Origin of the sequence: Streptomyces sp. NPDC001787 (assembly GCF_040297465.1) — a bacterium.
In the GTDB taxonomy this organism is placed as follows: domain Bacteria; phylum Actinomycetota; class Actinomycetes; order Streptomycetales; family Streptomycetaceae; genus Streptomyces.
This window is the reverse complement of the sequence record NZ_JBEOZE010000005.1, coordinates 15,416-31,488: the sequence shown is the minus strand read 5'-3', so window position 1 is coordinate 31,488 and position 16,073 is coordinate 15,416. Positions and strand designations below refer to the sequence as shown.

The following is a 16,073-nucleotide window of genomic DNA, read 5'->3' as shown; positions in this document are numbered from 1 at the left end:
CCTGCCGGGTCATGCGCGGTCCTCCTCGGTGATCACCGGGCTCAGCAGCGGGTGATTCCCGGGTGCCTGGTCGCCGGTGCCGGCCGCGGCCCAGTCGGCCATCAACGTGCCCCGGCCGAAGCGCTGTTCGCGTCGGCTGAGGGTGGCGGTCAGATGCTTGACGACGCCCTTGCCGCTGTCGGAGTTGGTCAGGGCGACCAGGCCGACGCCGCTGCCGAGGTGGCTGAGCGAGAGGTTCCAGTAGCCGGCGGGTTCGCCGCCGTGCCCGAACTCGGCGTCGTCGCCGGTGTCGTCGACGATGGTGCCGAGGCCGTAGAAGCTCCCCGGGTGTCCGGTGAGCAGTTCACCGGCGACCTCCGCGGGCAGCAGCGCGCCCGGCAGGCCGAGCAGCGAGGCACGCATCTGGCGGGCCACCGCGGCGATGTCCCCGGCGGTCGTCCACAGCCCGGCGGCGGCGAGGTGGGCGCGGTTGCGCCAGCCGCCGTCGAGCGCGACGCCCCTGGCGTGGTGCCCGAGCGCCACCGGCCGGCCGGCGGTGAGCGGGAACGCCTGGTCGAAGCTGCTGCCCGTCATCTCCAGCGGGCCGAACACCAGCCGCTCCATCAGCCGCTGGAACGACTCGCCCGTGACGTCCTCCAGCAGCTGCTGGAGGACCCAGTAGTGGGTGCTGCTCTTGCGGAACGTGGAGCCGGGGACGAGCTGCCGCCCGACCTGCGGGGTGGTGACCGGGCCGGTGCCCGACAGCAGGTCCAGCAGCGTGGGGACCTCCTCGCCGGGCGGGAACCCGACGCTGCGGTGCCTGGCCAGCCCCGCCGTGTGGCCCAGCAGATGACGGATGGTCACCTCACCGGGGGCGGTGGCGAGGTCCGGGAGCCGCCAGGAGGTCAGGTGCCTCTCGATCGGGTCGTCCAGGGCGATGCGGCCCTCGGCCACCAGCCGCAGGGCGGCCAGTGCCGTGACGTGCTTGCTGATCGAACCGACCTGGAACAGTGTGTGCGGGGTGACCGGTTCGGAGCCGCCGTTGGACAGCACCCCGGCCCCGTGCAGCTCGGTGGAGCCGTCGGCGCCGAGTACGGCGATGCTCACGCCGGGCACCTGGTGCTCGGCCATCAGCGCGCGCAGCTCGTCCAGCGGGAAGGCCGCGGGGGCGGCGGCCGTGTCCGGACCCGTCGTCCCGGCCCCCTCCAGCAGTGCCGCGACCTGGGCGAGCGGGCCCTCGGCCAGCCGGCTCCGGTCACCGCCGGAGGCCTGCTCCAGCAGGGTGGCGAGCAGTTCCGCCGACATCACCACCTCGGCGGGGGCCGCCTCCGCCGCGACGACGGGCTCCGGCTCCGGCTCCGCCGCGCGGCGGGCCGCCTCCGTGTCCTCGTCGATCGCCGCGGCGAGGTCGATCAGCGTCCCGTGCTGGTACATGCGCCAGACCGAGACGGCCAGCCCCTCGCGGCGGGCGGCGGCCAGCACCTGGATCATCAGGATCGAGTGCCCGCCCAGTTCGAAGAACTTGTCGTGCACCCCGATCTGGTCGACGCCCAGCACCTCGGACCAGATCTTGGCGAGCAGCCGTTCCGTCGCGGTCCGCGGTGCCACATAGGCGTCCTCGGAGCGCATCGAGGAGCGGTCCGGCGCGGCCAGCGCCCGCCGGTCCACCTTGCCGTTGGCGTTGAGCGGGATGCTCTCCAGCGCCACGAAGGCCGCGGGGACCATGTACTCCGGCAGGTGCCGCGCGCAGTCGTCGGCCAGCACCGAGGCGCTCGGCAGCTCCTGGCCCGCGACCGGCACGCAGTACGCCACCAGGCGCTTGTCGCCCGGGGTGGGCTCGTGCACCGTGACCACCGCGTCGCGCACGGCCGGGTGCGCGGTGACGACCGCCTGCACCTCGCCCAGCTCGATCCGGTAGCCGCGGATCTTGACCTGGTCGTCCAGCCGGCCCAGGAACTCCACGTTCCCGTCGGCCAGCAGCCGCGCCCGGTCGCCCGTGCGGTACAGCCGCGCCCCGGCGGGCCCGAAGGGGTCGGGCACGAAGCGCTCCGCCGTCAGGTCCGGGCGGCCCGCGTAACCGCGCGCCACACCCGTACCGCCGACATACAGCTCGCCCAGCACACCCACCGGCACCGGCCGCATCGACGCGTCCAGCACGTGCACCGTCATGTTCGGCAGCGGGCGGCCGATCGGCACCACGTCGAGGGCGACATGGCTCGTCACCGGGAGGACCGTGGAGCCGACCGACGCCTCCGTCGGCCCGTACTCATTGATCATCCGGCCCTCGCCGAGCACCTCCAGCGAACGGTTGGCCGTCTCGCCGGGCAGGGCCTCGCCCGCCACCACGTACACCTGGCTGAGCCGGTCCACCTGCTCGGTGGTGAGCTGCTCGGTCAGGATGTCCAGATGGCCGGGGGTCAGCTTGATGAAGCTGTACGGGCCCGAGCCGAGCAGCGCCGCGGACAGCTCGGCCGGAGCCGTGTCCTGCGCCACCACATGCACGGCCTGCCCGGTCACCAGCGGTCCCCACAGGTTGGGGACGACCAGGTCGAAGGCGACCGAGGAGAACAGCGGCGCACCGCCCGTGCCCCGGGAGGCCAGGTCCTCGGCCGCCCAGGCCACATGGTTGGCCAGCCCGCAGTGCGGGATCTGGACCCCCTTGGGCCGGCCCGTGGAGCCGGAGGTGAAGATGACGTACGCCAGCCGGTCCGGGTCCTCGCCCCGGCCGGGCGGCGCGCCCGCCGGGACGTCGGTGTCCGTCCGCTCCAGCTCGTCGAGCAGCAGCACCGGAACACCGGCGGGGAAACCGTCCGCGTACGAGGGCTCCGTCACCGCGGCGACCGCTCCCGCGCTCTCGCACATGCTCGCGATGCGCTCGGCCGGGTACGACGGGTCGATCGGCACATAGGCGCCGCCCGCCTTCCACACGCCCAGCAGCGTCGCGATCAGTCCGGGGCTCCGGTCCAGCAGCACCCCGACGGTGCTCTCCGCGCCGATCCCCGCCGCGCGCAGCCGGTGCGCGATGCGGTTCGCGCGGGCGTCCAGCTCCGCGTAGCCGGTCTCCTCGCCCCGGTGGCGCACGGCGACGGCGTCCGGGGTCCGGGCCGCCTGCTCCTCGAAGCGCCGGAGCACGGTCAGCTCGCCGAACTCCCGCCCGGTGGCGTTCTGTTCGGCCAGCCACTCCCGCTCGCCCGCCGGGAGGAACGTCTGCTCGGCGCTGCCGCGCGGATCGGCGGCCATCGCCTCCAGGACCTGCCGGTACAGCCCCGTGAGCCGGTCGGCGTGCTCACGGCCCAGGGCGTGGGTGTGCGTGGTCAGCAGCAGATGGCCGGAGACCGCCGAGACCGCGAGCGCGAACTCGGTGCCGCCCTCGCCGCTGCTCGCCTCCGCGTCGACGAGCGAGGTGTCGACGTGGTCGAAGTCCTGGTAGCTGAAGCGCACATGGAGCAGCCGGCCGAGGTCGGCGTCGCGCTGGATGACCGGCATCGGGAACCTGCGGTGGTCCCAGACCTCCGCCTCCCGGGCGAAGACCTGGCGCACCAGGTCGCTCCAGCTTCCGCTCGCCCGGTCGAAGGCGAAGGGCAGGGTGTTGAGGTACATGCCGTAGACGCGCTCGGCGCCCGGCGACTCGGGGCGCGCGCTGCACACCAGGCCGCTGAAGAAGGCGTCCTCCTCGGTGACCATGCTCATCACCTTCAGGTGCGCGGCCAGCAGCACGCTCTTGAACGAGACCTGGGCCGAGGTGGCCAGGGCCCGCAGTCGCGGCTCCAGGTCGTGCACGGGCACGGCGGCCCGGTACTTCTCGCGCGGTGCCGAGGCGTCGCCCTGCCACACGGGCGGCAGCGCGAACGGCGCGTAGCCGCCGATGACCTGCTTCCAGTAGTCCCGGTCCGCCGCGGACTCCAGCGAGGCGAGCTCCGCCGCGATGAAGTCGGCGTACCGCACCGGGGGAGCGGTGAACGCGGCCGGGGCCAGCCCGTCGCGCAGCTCGCGGTAGACGTCGAGCAGCTCCATCAGCAGGGCCCGGTGGCTCCACCCCTCGGTGATGGCGTGGCAGACGGTGACCACGAGGCGCCAGGAGCCCTCGTCCTCCACCTGGGCGGTCATCCGCAGCAGCGGGGCCGTGGCCAGGTCGAAGGGGATGGAGCGCTCCTCGGCCATGATGTCCGCCACCCGCTGCCCGCGGTCCTCGGCGCCGCGCAGGTCCTCGACGGCCAGCGGGACCACGGTGCGCGCGGCGACCAGCTGGAGCGGGGTGGTGAAGGAGTCGAGGTGGAAGGAGGTGCGCAGCATCTCGTGCCGCCCGGTCACCACGTCCAGGGCCCGGCGCAGCGCGGCCCCGTCGAACGGCGTGCCGTCCGTGATGCGGAAGGAGGCGACATTGAGATAGGCGCGCTTCTCCTGGTCGGCCAGCATCTCGACGAGCATGCCGAGCTGCACCTGGGACATCGGGTACGCGTCGACGACGCCCTCGGGCAGCCGGGCCCGGTCCTCGTCGGCCAGCAGCGCGAAGGGCTCCACGGGCGGGGCCGCCTCGGCGGGTGCCGGGCGCCCGGTGAGGAACTCGCTGAGCTGTGCCACCGTGCGGTACTCGAAGACCTCCCGTACGCCGACGTCGAAGCCGGCCGCCCGCAGCGCGCCGACCAGCGCGACCGCGCGGATCGAGTGGCCGCCGAGGTCGAAGAAGCCGTCCTCGACGCCGACCCGGTCCCGTTCGAGGACCGTGCACCAGATGGCGGCGACCTGGGCCTCGGTGAGGGTGCGCGGGGCGACATAGGTGGAGTCGCCGTCGAGCTCGTCCGCCCCGGGGGCCGGCAGCGCGCGCCTGTCGGTCTTGCCGTTGGCGTTGAGGGGGATCTCGGCCAGCGGCACATAGGCCTGCGGGAGCATGTAGTCGGGCAGCCGGGCCTCGCAGTGCGCGCCCAGGTCCGCCGCGGTCACCTCCGTACCGTCCACCGGCACGTAGTAGGCGACCAGGCGCAGATCGCCCGTGTCCGAGGCCAGCGGTACGACGACCGCGTCACGGACCGAGGGGTGCTCGGCCACGACGGTCTGGATCTCGCCGGGTTCGATGCGGTAGCCGCGGATCTTGACCTGGTCGTCCAGCCGTCCCAGGAACTCCACGGCGCCGTCCGCCCGGGTCCGGGCCAGGTCGCCGGTGCGGTAGAGCCGGGCACCGGCCGGTCCGAAGGGGTCGGGGACGAAGCGTTCGGCGGTGAGGTCGGGGCGGCCGGCATAGCCGCGGGCCACACCCGTGCCACCGACGTACAGCTCACCCGGCACACCGACCGACACCGGGGAGAGCCCCGCGTCCAGGACGTACATGGTCATGTTCGGCAGCGGGTGGCCGATGGGCAGCACCTCGGCCGTCTCGTTCTCCGGGACCGGGTGGACGCAGGTGCCCACGGAGGCCTCGGTGGGCCCGTACTCGTTGATGAGCCGGGTCGCCGGTGCCAGGGCGCGCCAGCGGTCCAGGGTCGCGCGGGTGAACGCCTCACCGGCGACCACCAGCACGGGCGCCAGGGCGCTCGCCTGCTCGGCGGTCAACTGCTCCGCCAGGACGTCCAGATGGCCGGGGGTCAGCTTGATGAAGCTGTACGGCCCCGCCTCCGCGAGCACCGCGCCCAGATCGGCGATGTCGGTGTCCTGCGGAACGGTGTGGACCTGCTGCCCGGTGACCAGCGGTGCCCACAGGTTGGGGACGACCAGGTCGAAGGCGACCGAGGAGAACAGCGGCGCGCCCGTCGTGCCCCGCGAGGCCAGATCGCGCACGGCCCAGCCGACATGGTTGGCGAGTCCCCGGTGGGGAACGCCGACACCCTTGGGGCGCCCGGTCGAACCCGAGGTGAAGATGGTGTACGCGAGCGCGTCGGCGTCCTCGTGACGCTCCGGGGCGGTGGACGGCAGCGCGTCCAGGGCGGGGCGGTCGCGGTCCACCAGCACGGTGGTGACGGCGCCGAAGCGGTCCGCGTACGCCTCCTCGGTGACCGCGAGCACCGAGCCCGCCGAGTCCAGCATCGCGGCGATCCGCTCCGCCGGGTACGAGGGGTCGACCGGCACATAGGCCGCGCCGGCCTTCCACACCCCGAGCAGCCCCGCGAGCAGCTCCGGCCCCCGGTCCAGCAGAACCCCGACGACCGACTCCGGACCGGCGCCCGAGGCGAGCAGATGGTGCGCCATCTGGTTGGCCCGCGCGTCCAGCTCCGCGTAGCTCAGCGACACCCCGCCGAAGCCCACGGCCGGGGCGTCCGGGGTGCGCAGCGCCTGCTCCTCGAAGCGCCGCAGCACCGTGGCGGATCCGAAGTCGGCCCGCTCGCCGGTCCCTTCGGCGAGCAGCCGCTCGCGCTCCGCCGCCGGCAGGTACGAGGCCGTGGCGTCGCCCTCCGGGTCGGCGGCCATCGCTTCCAGGACCTGGCGCAGCGTGCCCGCCAGGCGGTGGAGAGCGACCTCGCTCAGGTGCTTGCGGCCGCCGGTCAGGAAGAGGTGGCCCAGCCGCGCGGAGACGCCCAGCGGGAATTCGGTCGGGCTGTCGTCGATGCTCGCCAGGTAGTCGACCTGTTCGCGGTCGACCTGGTCGAAGTCGTGGTAGCTGAAGCGCACGGAGACCAGCCGCTGCCCGTCCTCCGCCTCCCGCTGGATGTCCGGCATCGGGAAGCCGCGGTGCGGCCACAGGTCGACCTCACGGCCGAAGACCCGCTCCACCAGCTCGCGCCAGGTGCCGGTGGCGCCGTCGAACGCGAACGGCAGCGTGTTCAGGTGCATGCCGTAGACCCCGTCGGCGCCGAGCGCCTCGGGCCGGGCGTTGCAGACCAGACCGGTGAAGAACCGCTCGTCCCCGGTGACCGAGCTCATCACCTTCAGATGTGCCGCGTGCAGCACGCTCTTCAGCGACGCGCCCGCCGCCGAGGCCAGCGCCCGCAGCCGGTCCTCCAGGTCGTGGAAGGGCACCTTGACGCGGTACGGGGCACCGGCCTCGCCGTCGCCGGACCAGGCGTCGGGAAGCGCGAAGGCCGGGTAGTTCTGGACGATGCCGCTCCAGTACGCCCGGTCCTCCCCGGCCTCGCGGGAGGCGACCTCGGCCGCGATGAAGTCCGCGAACCGTACGTCGGGGGCGGCCGGGGTCTCGATGGCGCGGCCGTCGCGGGCCGTGCGGTAGCCCTCGACGATCTCCATGAGCAGCGAGTGGTGGCTCCAGCCGTCCAGGATCGCGTGGTTCTCGGTGATCGTCAGCCACCAGCTCCCGTCGTCGCGGGAGTGGCCGATCAGGCGCAGCAGCGGCGGGGTGTCCAGCCCGATCAGCTCGGCCCGCTCCCGGCGGGTGAACTCGCGCAGCGAGGAACGCACTTCGTCGTCGGTGAGCCCGCGCAGATCGCGCTCGGCCACCGGTACCGCGACCTCGCTGTGCACCAACTGCATCGGCACCGCGTAGGAGTTCAGGTCGAAGGAGGTGCGCAGGACGTCGTGCCGGTCGATCACGGAGCGGACCGAGGCCCGCAGCGCCGCGACGTCGAAGGGCCGCTCGTCACGGATCCGGAACGAGGTGACGTTGTGGTACGGGTGCCAGCCGGTGTCGCTCAGCATCTCGACGACCATGCCGATCTGCACCTGGGACATCGGGTACGCGTCGTCCAGGCCCTCGGGCAGCCGCTCCCGGTCCTCGGCCGTGACCAGGGCGAAGGGCCGCACACCGCGGGCCGTACGCACCTCGGGGCGGCCGGTGAGCCGCTCGGCGAGCAGGGCCACGGTGCGGTGCTCGAAGATGTCCCGCACGGAGACGTCGAGACCCGCCTCGCGCAGGTGCCCCGCGAGGTTGATGGCGCGCAGCGAGTGGCCGCCCAGGTCGAAGAAGCTGTCGTGGACGCCGATCGGGTCCACGCCGAGCACGTCCCGCCAGATGGCGGCGACACGGTGTTCCAGCGCGGTGCGCGGGGCGGCGTGGACCTTGCCCGCCGCGCGCACCGGGCCGGGCGCGGGCAGCGCCTTGGTGTCGAGCTTGCCGTTGACCGTCAGCGGCAGGCGCTCCAGGACGACGAAGGCGGCCGGGACCATGTAGTCGGGCAGGTCACGGGCGAGCGCGGTGCGCAGGGTGTCGGTGTCGGGGCCGGCGGCGGGTTCGGCGCCGGCCGGGTCGGCCGGGACGACATAGGCGACGAGCTGCTTGTCGCCCGGTGAGGTCTCGCGGACCAGGACGACGGCGTCGAGGACCCCGTCCTGGGCGGCCAGCGCCGCGTTGATCTCGCCCAGTTCGATGCGGAAGCCGCGGATCTTGACCTGCTCGTCGTTGCGGCCCAGGAACTCCAGGCTGCCGTCGGCGAGCCGGCGGGCCACGTCGCCGCTGCGGTACAGACGGTCGCCGGGCGCCCCGAACTCGTCGGGCACGAAGCGCTCCGCCGTCAGCCCGGGGCGGCCGAGGTAGCCGCGGGCGATGCCGCGTCCCGCGACATGGATCTCGCCCGGGACCCCGATCGGTGCCGGGTTGCCGTGCCGGTCCAGGATCCGGATCGACAGGTCGTCCAGCGGGACGCCGACGGGGCTGCCGGCGCCCGCGAGGTCCGCCGCGCCCAGCTCGTGGTGGGTGACGTGCACGGTCGTCTCGGTGATCCCGTACATGTTGACGAGCGTCGGGGCGGCCAGGCCCAGCCGGTCCGCCCACGGCCGCAGGTCGGCGACCTCCAGCTTCTCGCCGCCGAACACCACGGTGCGCAGGGCGAGCCGGTCGATGCGCGGGTCGCCCTCACGGGCGGCGCCGACCAGCGAACGGAACGCGGAGGGCGTCTGGTTGAGCACCGTCACCCGCTGGTCGACCAGCAGGTCGAGGAACCTGTCGGGATCGCGTGCCACGTCCTTCGGTACGACGACCACGGCGCCGCCGTGCAGCAGCGCACCCCACATCTCCCAGACGGAGAAGTCGAACGCGTACGAGTGGAACAGCGTCCACACATCGGTGTCGTGGAAGCGCGTCCGCCCGGCCGTCACGGTGAACAGCCGCAGCACATTGGCGTGGGTGAGGCAGACGCCCTTGGGGCGGCCCGTCGACCCGGAGGTGTAGATGACGTAGATCAGGCCGTCGGCGTCGCCGGCCGGTGCCGGGTCGGTGTCCGGCTGCCCGGCCAGCGCCTCGCGGTCGCGGTCGAGCACCAGCAGGGAACCGGTGTGGACGCCGGACAGCATCTCCTGGTGGGCGCTCTCGGTCACCACGACCGGGACGGCGGCGTCCTCCAGCATGAAGCCGATCCGGTCGGCGGGCACCGAGGGGTCGAGCGGCAGATACGCGCCGCCCGCCTTCAGCACGCCGAGCAGCGCGGGCAGCAGGTCGGGCCCGCGCTCCAGGCAGACCCCGACGAGCGTCTCCGGGCCGACACCGATTCCCCGCAGGTGGTGGGCGACACGGTTGGCCCGCGCGTTCAGTTCGGCGTACGTCATGTCATGGCCGTCGACGTGGACGGCGACGGCGTCCGGGGTGCGGCGCGCCTGTGCCTCGAAGACCTGGTGCACGGTGCCGGTGACCTCACCGGAGACGGCCGCGCCCGCGGTGAGCAGGGCCAGTTCGCTCTCCCCGAGGAAGCCCAGCTCGGCGACGCCCGTGTCGGGCGAGGTGACGGCGGCGTCCAGCAGGCGCACCAGGTGCGCGGTCAGCCGCTCGGCACTCTCGCGGTCGAACAGCTCGACGGCGTACTCCAGATGACCGTGCAGGGTGCCGTCCGCGGCCTCCCGCAGCTGGAGATCGAGGTCGTACTTGGCGGCGTTGCCCTCGCCCCGGAACGGCTCGGCCCGCAGCCCCGGCAGGGTGAACGCGCTGGTGCGCTCGCCGTGCATGGTCAGGGCGACGTCGAACAGCGGGGTGCGCGACAGATCGCGTTCCGGCTGGATCACGTCGATCAGCTGGGCGAACGGGGTGCTCTGGTGGTCGAAGGCGCCCAGGACCGTGTCCCTGGTCCGGCCCAGCAGCTCCCGGAACGACGGGTCGCCGCTCCAGTTGCCGCGCAGGACCAGGCTGTTGATGCCGAAGCCCACCATGCCCTGGAGCTCGGGCCGGCCGCGGCCGGAGACCACGGTGCCGACCGCGATGTCGGTGGTGCCGGTGTAGCGGGCCAGCAGGCTCTGGAAGGCGGTGAGCACCACCATGAACGGGGTGGCGTCGTGGTGCTGGGCGAACTCCCGCAGCCGGTCCGCGAGGGAGTCCGGCACCGTGAAGGCGACCGTGGCGCCCGTCGCGTCCCGGACCGCCCGGCGCGGCCGGTCGGTGGGCAGCTCGATCGGGGTGAGCCCGGCCAGGGTGGTCTTCCAGTAGTCGAGCTGCGCCTGAAGGGCGGCGCCGGACAGCTCGGTGCGCTGCCAGGCCGCGAAGTCGGCGTACTGCACGGCCACGGGGGGCAGGTCCGGCTCGGTGCCGGCGGCCAGGGCGGTGTACAGGGTGCTCAGTTCCCGGCCGATGACCTCGGTGGACCAGGCGTCGCAGGCGATGTGGTGGAAGACGATGGCCAGCACGTGCTCGTCGTCCGCGAGGCGGATCAGCCGGGCGCGCACCGGGAGGTCCCGGGCGAGGTCGATCGGGACGAACAGGTCGTCGGTGATGACCGACTGGACCCGGGCCTCGCGCTCATCGGCCGGGAGCGCGGAGAGGTCGTCCAGCGGCAGGGTCACCCGCTCGGCGGGCGAGATCAGCTGGACGGGGTCCTCGCCGTCCAGGCCGTACCGGGTGCGCAGGATCTCGTGCCGGTCGGTCAGCCGCTGCCAGGCCTCCGCCAGCGCGGCGGTGTTCAGCTCACCGGTGAGGCGGACGATCAGCGGGACGAGGTACTGGGTGCTGTCCGGGTCGAGGCGGCTGAGGAACCACATCTGCTCCTGGCCGTGGGACAGGCGCAGCGGGGCGGACCGGTCGGTGCGGGGGATGGTGTTCCGGCGCCCGCTCCGGCGGCCGGCGAGCCGCTGACGTATCAGCTCCTCTCTCGCTCCGTCCGCGTCGAAACCGGCGGGGGTGATCGCGGCGGTACTCATGCGGTGAACTCCTTAGCCAGTTCCTGGCCGTTCGTCAGCTCTGCTGGGGAAAGTGCGGCGATCTCCGCACGGATGGCGCTCTCGGTGGCGGCGGCCAGCCGGGCCACGGTGGGGCCCTCGAAGACCGTGCGCACCTTGAAGTCGATGTCGAACTCCTCCTGGATGCGTGAGATCAGCCGGATGGCCAGGATCGAGTTGCCGCCGGAGTGGAAGAAGCTGTCCTCCACGCCGACCCGCACCCCGAGGAGTTCGGCCCAGATGTCCGCGATCCGCTGTTCGGTGGCGGTGCGCGGCTCGACGCGCCCCGCGGCGCCCTCGGCCCCGGTGTCCTCGGGCGACGGGAGCCGCTTGCGGTCGGTCTTGCCGTTGGCGTTGAGGGGGATCTCGGCCAGCGGCAGATAGGCCTGCGGGAGCATGTAGTCGGGCAGCCGGGCCGCGCAGTGCGCGGCCAGGTCCCCCGCGGTCACCGCGGGGTCCTCGGAGCTGTCGGCCGGGACGTAGTACGCGAGGAGCTGGTGCTCACCAGCCGGCGTTTCACGCGCCACCACGACCGCGTCACGGACCGAGGGGTGCTCTGCCACGACGGTCTGGATCTCGCCGGGTTCGATGCGGTAGCCACGGATCTTTACCTGATCGTCGAGTCGGCCCAGGAACTCCACGGCGCCGTCGGCCCGCGTACGGGTGAGGTCGCCGGTGCGGTAGAGCCGGGCACCGGCCGGTCCGAAGGGGTCGGGGACGAAGCGTTCGGCGGTGAGGTCGGGGCGGCCGGCATAGCCGCGGGCCACGCCCGTGCCACCGACGTACAGTTCACCGGGGACCCCGACCGGAACGGGTTCGAGGTGCTCGTCCAGGACGTACATGGTCATGTTCGGCAGCGGGTGGCCGATGGGCAGCACCTCGGAGGTCTCGTTCTCCGGGACCGGGTGGACGCAGGTGCCCACGGAGGCTTCGGTGGGCCCGTACTCGTTGATGAGCCGGGTCGCCGGTGCCAGGGCGCGCCAGCGGTCCAGGGTCGCGCGGGTGAACGCCTCACCGGCGACCACCAGCACGGGCGCCAGGGCGCTCGCCTGCTCGGCGGTCAACTGCTCGGCCAGGATGTCGAGGTGTCCCGGGGTCAGCTTGATGAAGCTGTACGGTCCCGCCTCCGCGAGCACACCGCCGAGGTCGGCGATGTCGGTGTCCTGCGGAACGGTGTGGACGCGCTGTCCGGTGACCAGCGGTGCCCACAGGTTGGGGACGACCAGGTCGAAGGCGACCGAGGAGAACAGCGGCGCCCCCCGCCCGCCCTGCGGGGCCAGCTCGCGGGCCGCCCAGCCGACGTGGTTGGCGAGTCCCCGGTGGGTGACGCCGACACCCTTGGGGCGCCCGGTCGAACCCGAGGTGAAGATGGTGTACGCCAGTGAGTCGGCGTCGTCCCGGCGCTCCGGCGCGGTCCGGGGACGCTCGTCCAGGGCGGGGCGGTCGCGGTCCACCAGCACGGTGGTGACGGCGCCGAAGCGGTCCGCGTACGCCTCCTCGGTGACCGCGAGTGCGGCGCCCGCCGAGTCCAGCATGGCGGCGATCCGCTCCGCCGGGTACGAGGGGTCGGCCGGCACATAGGCCGCACCGGCCTTCCACACCCCGAGCAGCCCCGCGAGCAGGTTCGGTCCCCGGTCCAGCAGGACCCCGACGACCGACTCCGGACCGGCGCCCGAGGCGAGCAGATGGTGCGCCATCTGGTTGGCACGGACGTCGAGCTGGCTGTACGTCACCGTCCCGCCGTCGAACGCGACGGCGGGCGCGTCCGGGGTGCGCCGGGCCTGCTCCTCGAAGCGCCGCAGCACCGTGGCGGATCCGAAGTCGGCCCGCTCGCCGGTCCCCTCGGCGAGCAGCCGCTCGCGCTCCGGGGCGGTCAGCAGGGGCACCGCGGAGAGCTTCGCGGCCGGGTCGGCCGTGACCTCGGTGAGGAAGCGGATGAACTGCTCCTTGATACGGACGACGGTCGCCGCGTCGAAGAGCGAGGTGGCGTACTCGAAGACCCCTTCCAGCGAGCCGTCCGCCGAGCGCCCGATGAAGACCGAGAGATCCGTCTTGGCGACCGTCCACGCCTCGGCGAAGGCCCGCAGGTCCGCCGCGTCGGTGGCGACGCTGGTGACGCCCTCGCTGTGCATGTCGAAGGCCACCTGGTAGAGCGGCGTGCGGGACAGGTCGCGCTCGGGCTGCATCTCCTCGACCAGCCGGTCGAAGGGCAGCTCCTGGTGGGCGAACGCGGCCACGGACGCGGTCCGGACCCGGCCCAGCGCCTCGCCGAAGGACAGGTCGCCCGCCAGCTCGCAGCGCACGACGAGGGAGTTGAGGAAGAAGCCGACCGTGTTCGCCAGCTCGGACCGGGTCCGGCCCGCGACCGGGGTGCCGACCGGCACGTCCCACTGGCCGCTCTGCCGGGCCAGCACCGAGGCGAACGCCGTGAGCAGCGTCATGAACGGGGTGGCGCCGTGCCTGCGGCCCAGCTCCTCCACCCGGGCCGCCAGCTCCGGCTCCACCCGGACCGGGACGACCGCGCCGCGCGGGTCGCGCTCGGCCGGCCGGGGCCGGTCGGTGGGCAGCTCCAGCGGGGCGATGCCCGCCAGCGCGGTGCGCCAGTGCGCCAGCTCCCCGGCGGTGAACTCCTCGGTCTGCCGGGCGCTCTGCCAGGACGCGTAGTCGGCGTACTGGACACCCGGCGCGGGCAGCACGGCCTCCCGGCCCGAGAGCCGGGCGTCGCACAGCTCGCGCAGCTCGCGCTCCAGGACGACGGTGGACCAGCCGTCGCAGGCGATGTGGTGCATGGTGACGAGCAGGACGTGCTCCTCGCCCGGCACCCGGGCCAGCAGGACCCGCCACAGCGGGCCCGTGGCCAGGTCGAAACCGCGTGCGAACTGCTCCTCGAAGCGTGCCGCGAGTCCGTCCCGGGTGGTGTCGACGACCCGGAGCTCCACCGGCCCGGCCGCACCGATCACCTGGCGGGGCTCGCCGCCCTCGTCCGGGTAGCGGGTGCGCAGCGCCTCGTGGCGGGCGCCGAGCGCGGTCAGCGCGGACTGGAGCGTGTCCACCGAGGTGTCGGCGGGCAGCCGCAGGATCAGCGGGGCGACCCACTCGCGGCTCCCGGGGTTCAGCCGGTCCAGGAACCAGAGCCGGCGCTGCCCGGAGGAGAGCGGCAGGGCCCCGGAGCGCGACACGGACGGAATCGGTCCCGCGGTGTCGGACGGGGCACCGATCAGTCTGGCCTGGGCCTCGACGGTGGTGGCGCTGAACAGGCCGCGCATCGAGATGGCGACACCGGAGGCGCGGAGCCTGGCCGCGAGCCGGGTGAGCTGGAGCGACGTACCGCCGAGCGCGAAGAAGTCGTCGTGCGCGCCGACCTTCTCCCGGCCCAGCAGCGCGGCCCAGACCTCGGCGACCCGCTCCTCGGCGGCGTCGCGCGGGGCGATGTAGCCGCCCTGCCCGGCCGCGGCGCCCTGCTCGTCCATGGCGGTGGCCAGCGCGGCGCGGTCCACCTTGCCGTTGGGGGTGAGCGGGAGGACATCGACGGTGCGGAAGAGCGCGGGGACATGGCTGTCGGGCAGCCGCTCGCGCAGGAACCCGCGCAGCTCGGAGGGGCCGAGCGGGGTGCGGGTGGTGAGCGCCGCGCCGAGCCGCTTCCCGCCGTCGTCGGCGGTGAAGGCCACGACGGCCGCGCCGCTGATGTCCGGGTGGGAGGTGAGGGCGGCCTCGATCTCGCCGGGCTCGATGCGTACGCCGTTCACCTTGAGCTGGGCGTCCGCGCGGCCCTGGTACTCCAGGTAGCCCTCGGCGTTCCAGCGGACCAGGTCCCCGGTGCGGTAGAGCCGCGAGCCGGGTGCACCGTACGGGTTGGGGACGAACCGCTCCGCGGTGAGGTCGGGGCGGCCCAGGTAGCCCTGGGCGAGGCCGACGCCGTCCGCGTACAGCTCTCCGGTGACGCCCTTGGGGACCGGGGTGCCGTCGGGGCCCATGACCAGGACCCGGGTATTGCTCAGGGCGCGGCCGATCGGCACCGGGCCGGAGGTCAGCTCCGGGTCCACGCGGTGGGCGGTGATGTCGATGGAGCACTCGGTGGGCCCGTAGGTGTTCCAGACGGCGAGCCGGCGTCCGGCCCGGCCGCGGACCCGCTCGACGAGTTCGGCGTGCAGCGGCTCACCGGCCGAGAAGAGCAGGCGCAGCGCGTAGCAGCCGGCCCAGCCGTCCTCCTCGACCAGGAGCCGCAGGACGGAGGGCACCACCTGGAGGACGGTGACGCCGCCGTCGGCGACCGCCGCCAGCAGCGCCGAGGCGTCGCGCTCGGTGCCGTCCGGGGCGATCACGACGCTTCCGCCGCTGATCAGCGGGGCGAAGATCTCCCAGCCCGCCGCGTCGAAGCCGACGGAGGTCTTGAACAGGACGCGGTCGGCGGCGGACAGCCGGTGCGTCCGGGCGGCCCAGGTGACCCGGTTGGCGATGCCCGCATGGGTGATCTGCACGCCCTTGGGCTCCCCGGTCGACCCCGAGGTGAAGATCGTGTACGCCACGCCGAGCGGATCGGCGTCCGTGCCGGTGGCGGCCGTCGCGGGGCTCCCGGCCCCGTCGCGGATGTCCTGCGGGGTGAGCGCGCGGGCGCCCGCGGCGGACAGCGGGCCGGTCAGTTCCGGCTCGGTGACCACCAGTTCGGTGCCGCACCGCACGAGGAGGGACCTCAGCCGCTCCTGGGGGTGGCCGGGGTCCAGGGGCACATATCCGGCCCCTGTCCGCCACACCCCCAGGAGGGTGACGACCAGGTCGATGCCCCGGCCCAGGCACACGCCGACCAGCGAACCGGGGCCCGCGCCCGCCGAGCGCAGAAAGCGCGCCGTGCGGTCGGCGGCGAGATCCAGCTCCCGGTAGGTCAGCGTGCGGGCCCCGTCGAGGACGGCGGCCGCGTCGGGCGTACGGGCAGCCTGCTGTGCGACGAGCACGGGCAGGGTGGGCGAGACAGTTCCGCTCAGGGAAGTCCCCGGCAACTGTGCGGCGTTCAACAGGTGCTCCTTCGAATGACCTGGCGCCAAATGCGACTCAGAACTCGGTGGTGGTGAGGGGCCCGCTCG

2 protein-coding genes are annotated in these 16,073 nt (G+C 73.6%); both read right to left on the bottom strand.

Going from position 1 to position 16,073, the window contains the following annotated elements:
• Positions 1-9 precede the first annotated feature (9 nt).
• Positions 10-10,977, bottom strand: a complete 10,968-nt coding sequence (locus ABT170_RS08810) for a non-ribosomal peptide synthetase (protein ID WP_351865284.1) — start codon at positions 10,975-10,977, stop codon at positions 10-12.
• Positions 10,974-16,004: a non-ribosomal peptide synthetase gene (locus tag ABT170_RS08805; protein ID WP_351865281.1), complete on the bottom strand. Its 5,031-nt coding sequence runs from the start codon at positions 16,002-16,004 to the stop codon at positions 10,974-10,976. The genes ABT170_RS08810 and ABT170_RS08805 overlap by 4 nt, the downstream gene beginning before the upstream one ends.
• Positions 16,005-16,073: the final 69 nt, after the last annotated feature.

What these genes read in the sequence shown, in the direction of transcription:
- ABT170_RS08810 (WP_351865284.1), bottom strand. Translation starts at nt 10,977, where the DNA reads ATGAGTACCGCCGCGATCACCCCCGCCGGTTTCGACGCGGACGGAGCG.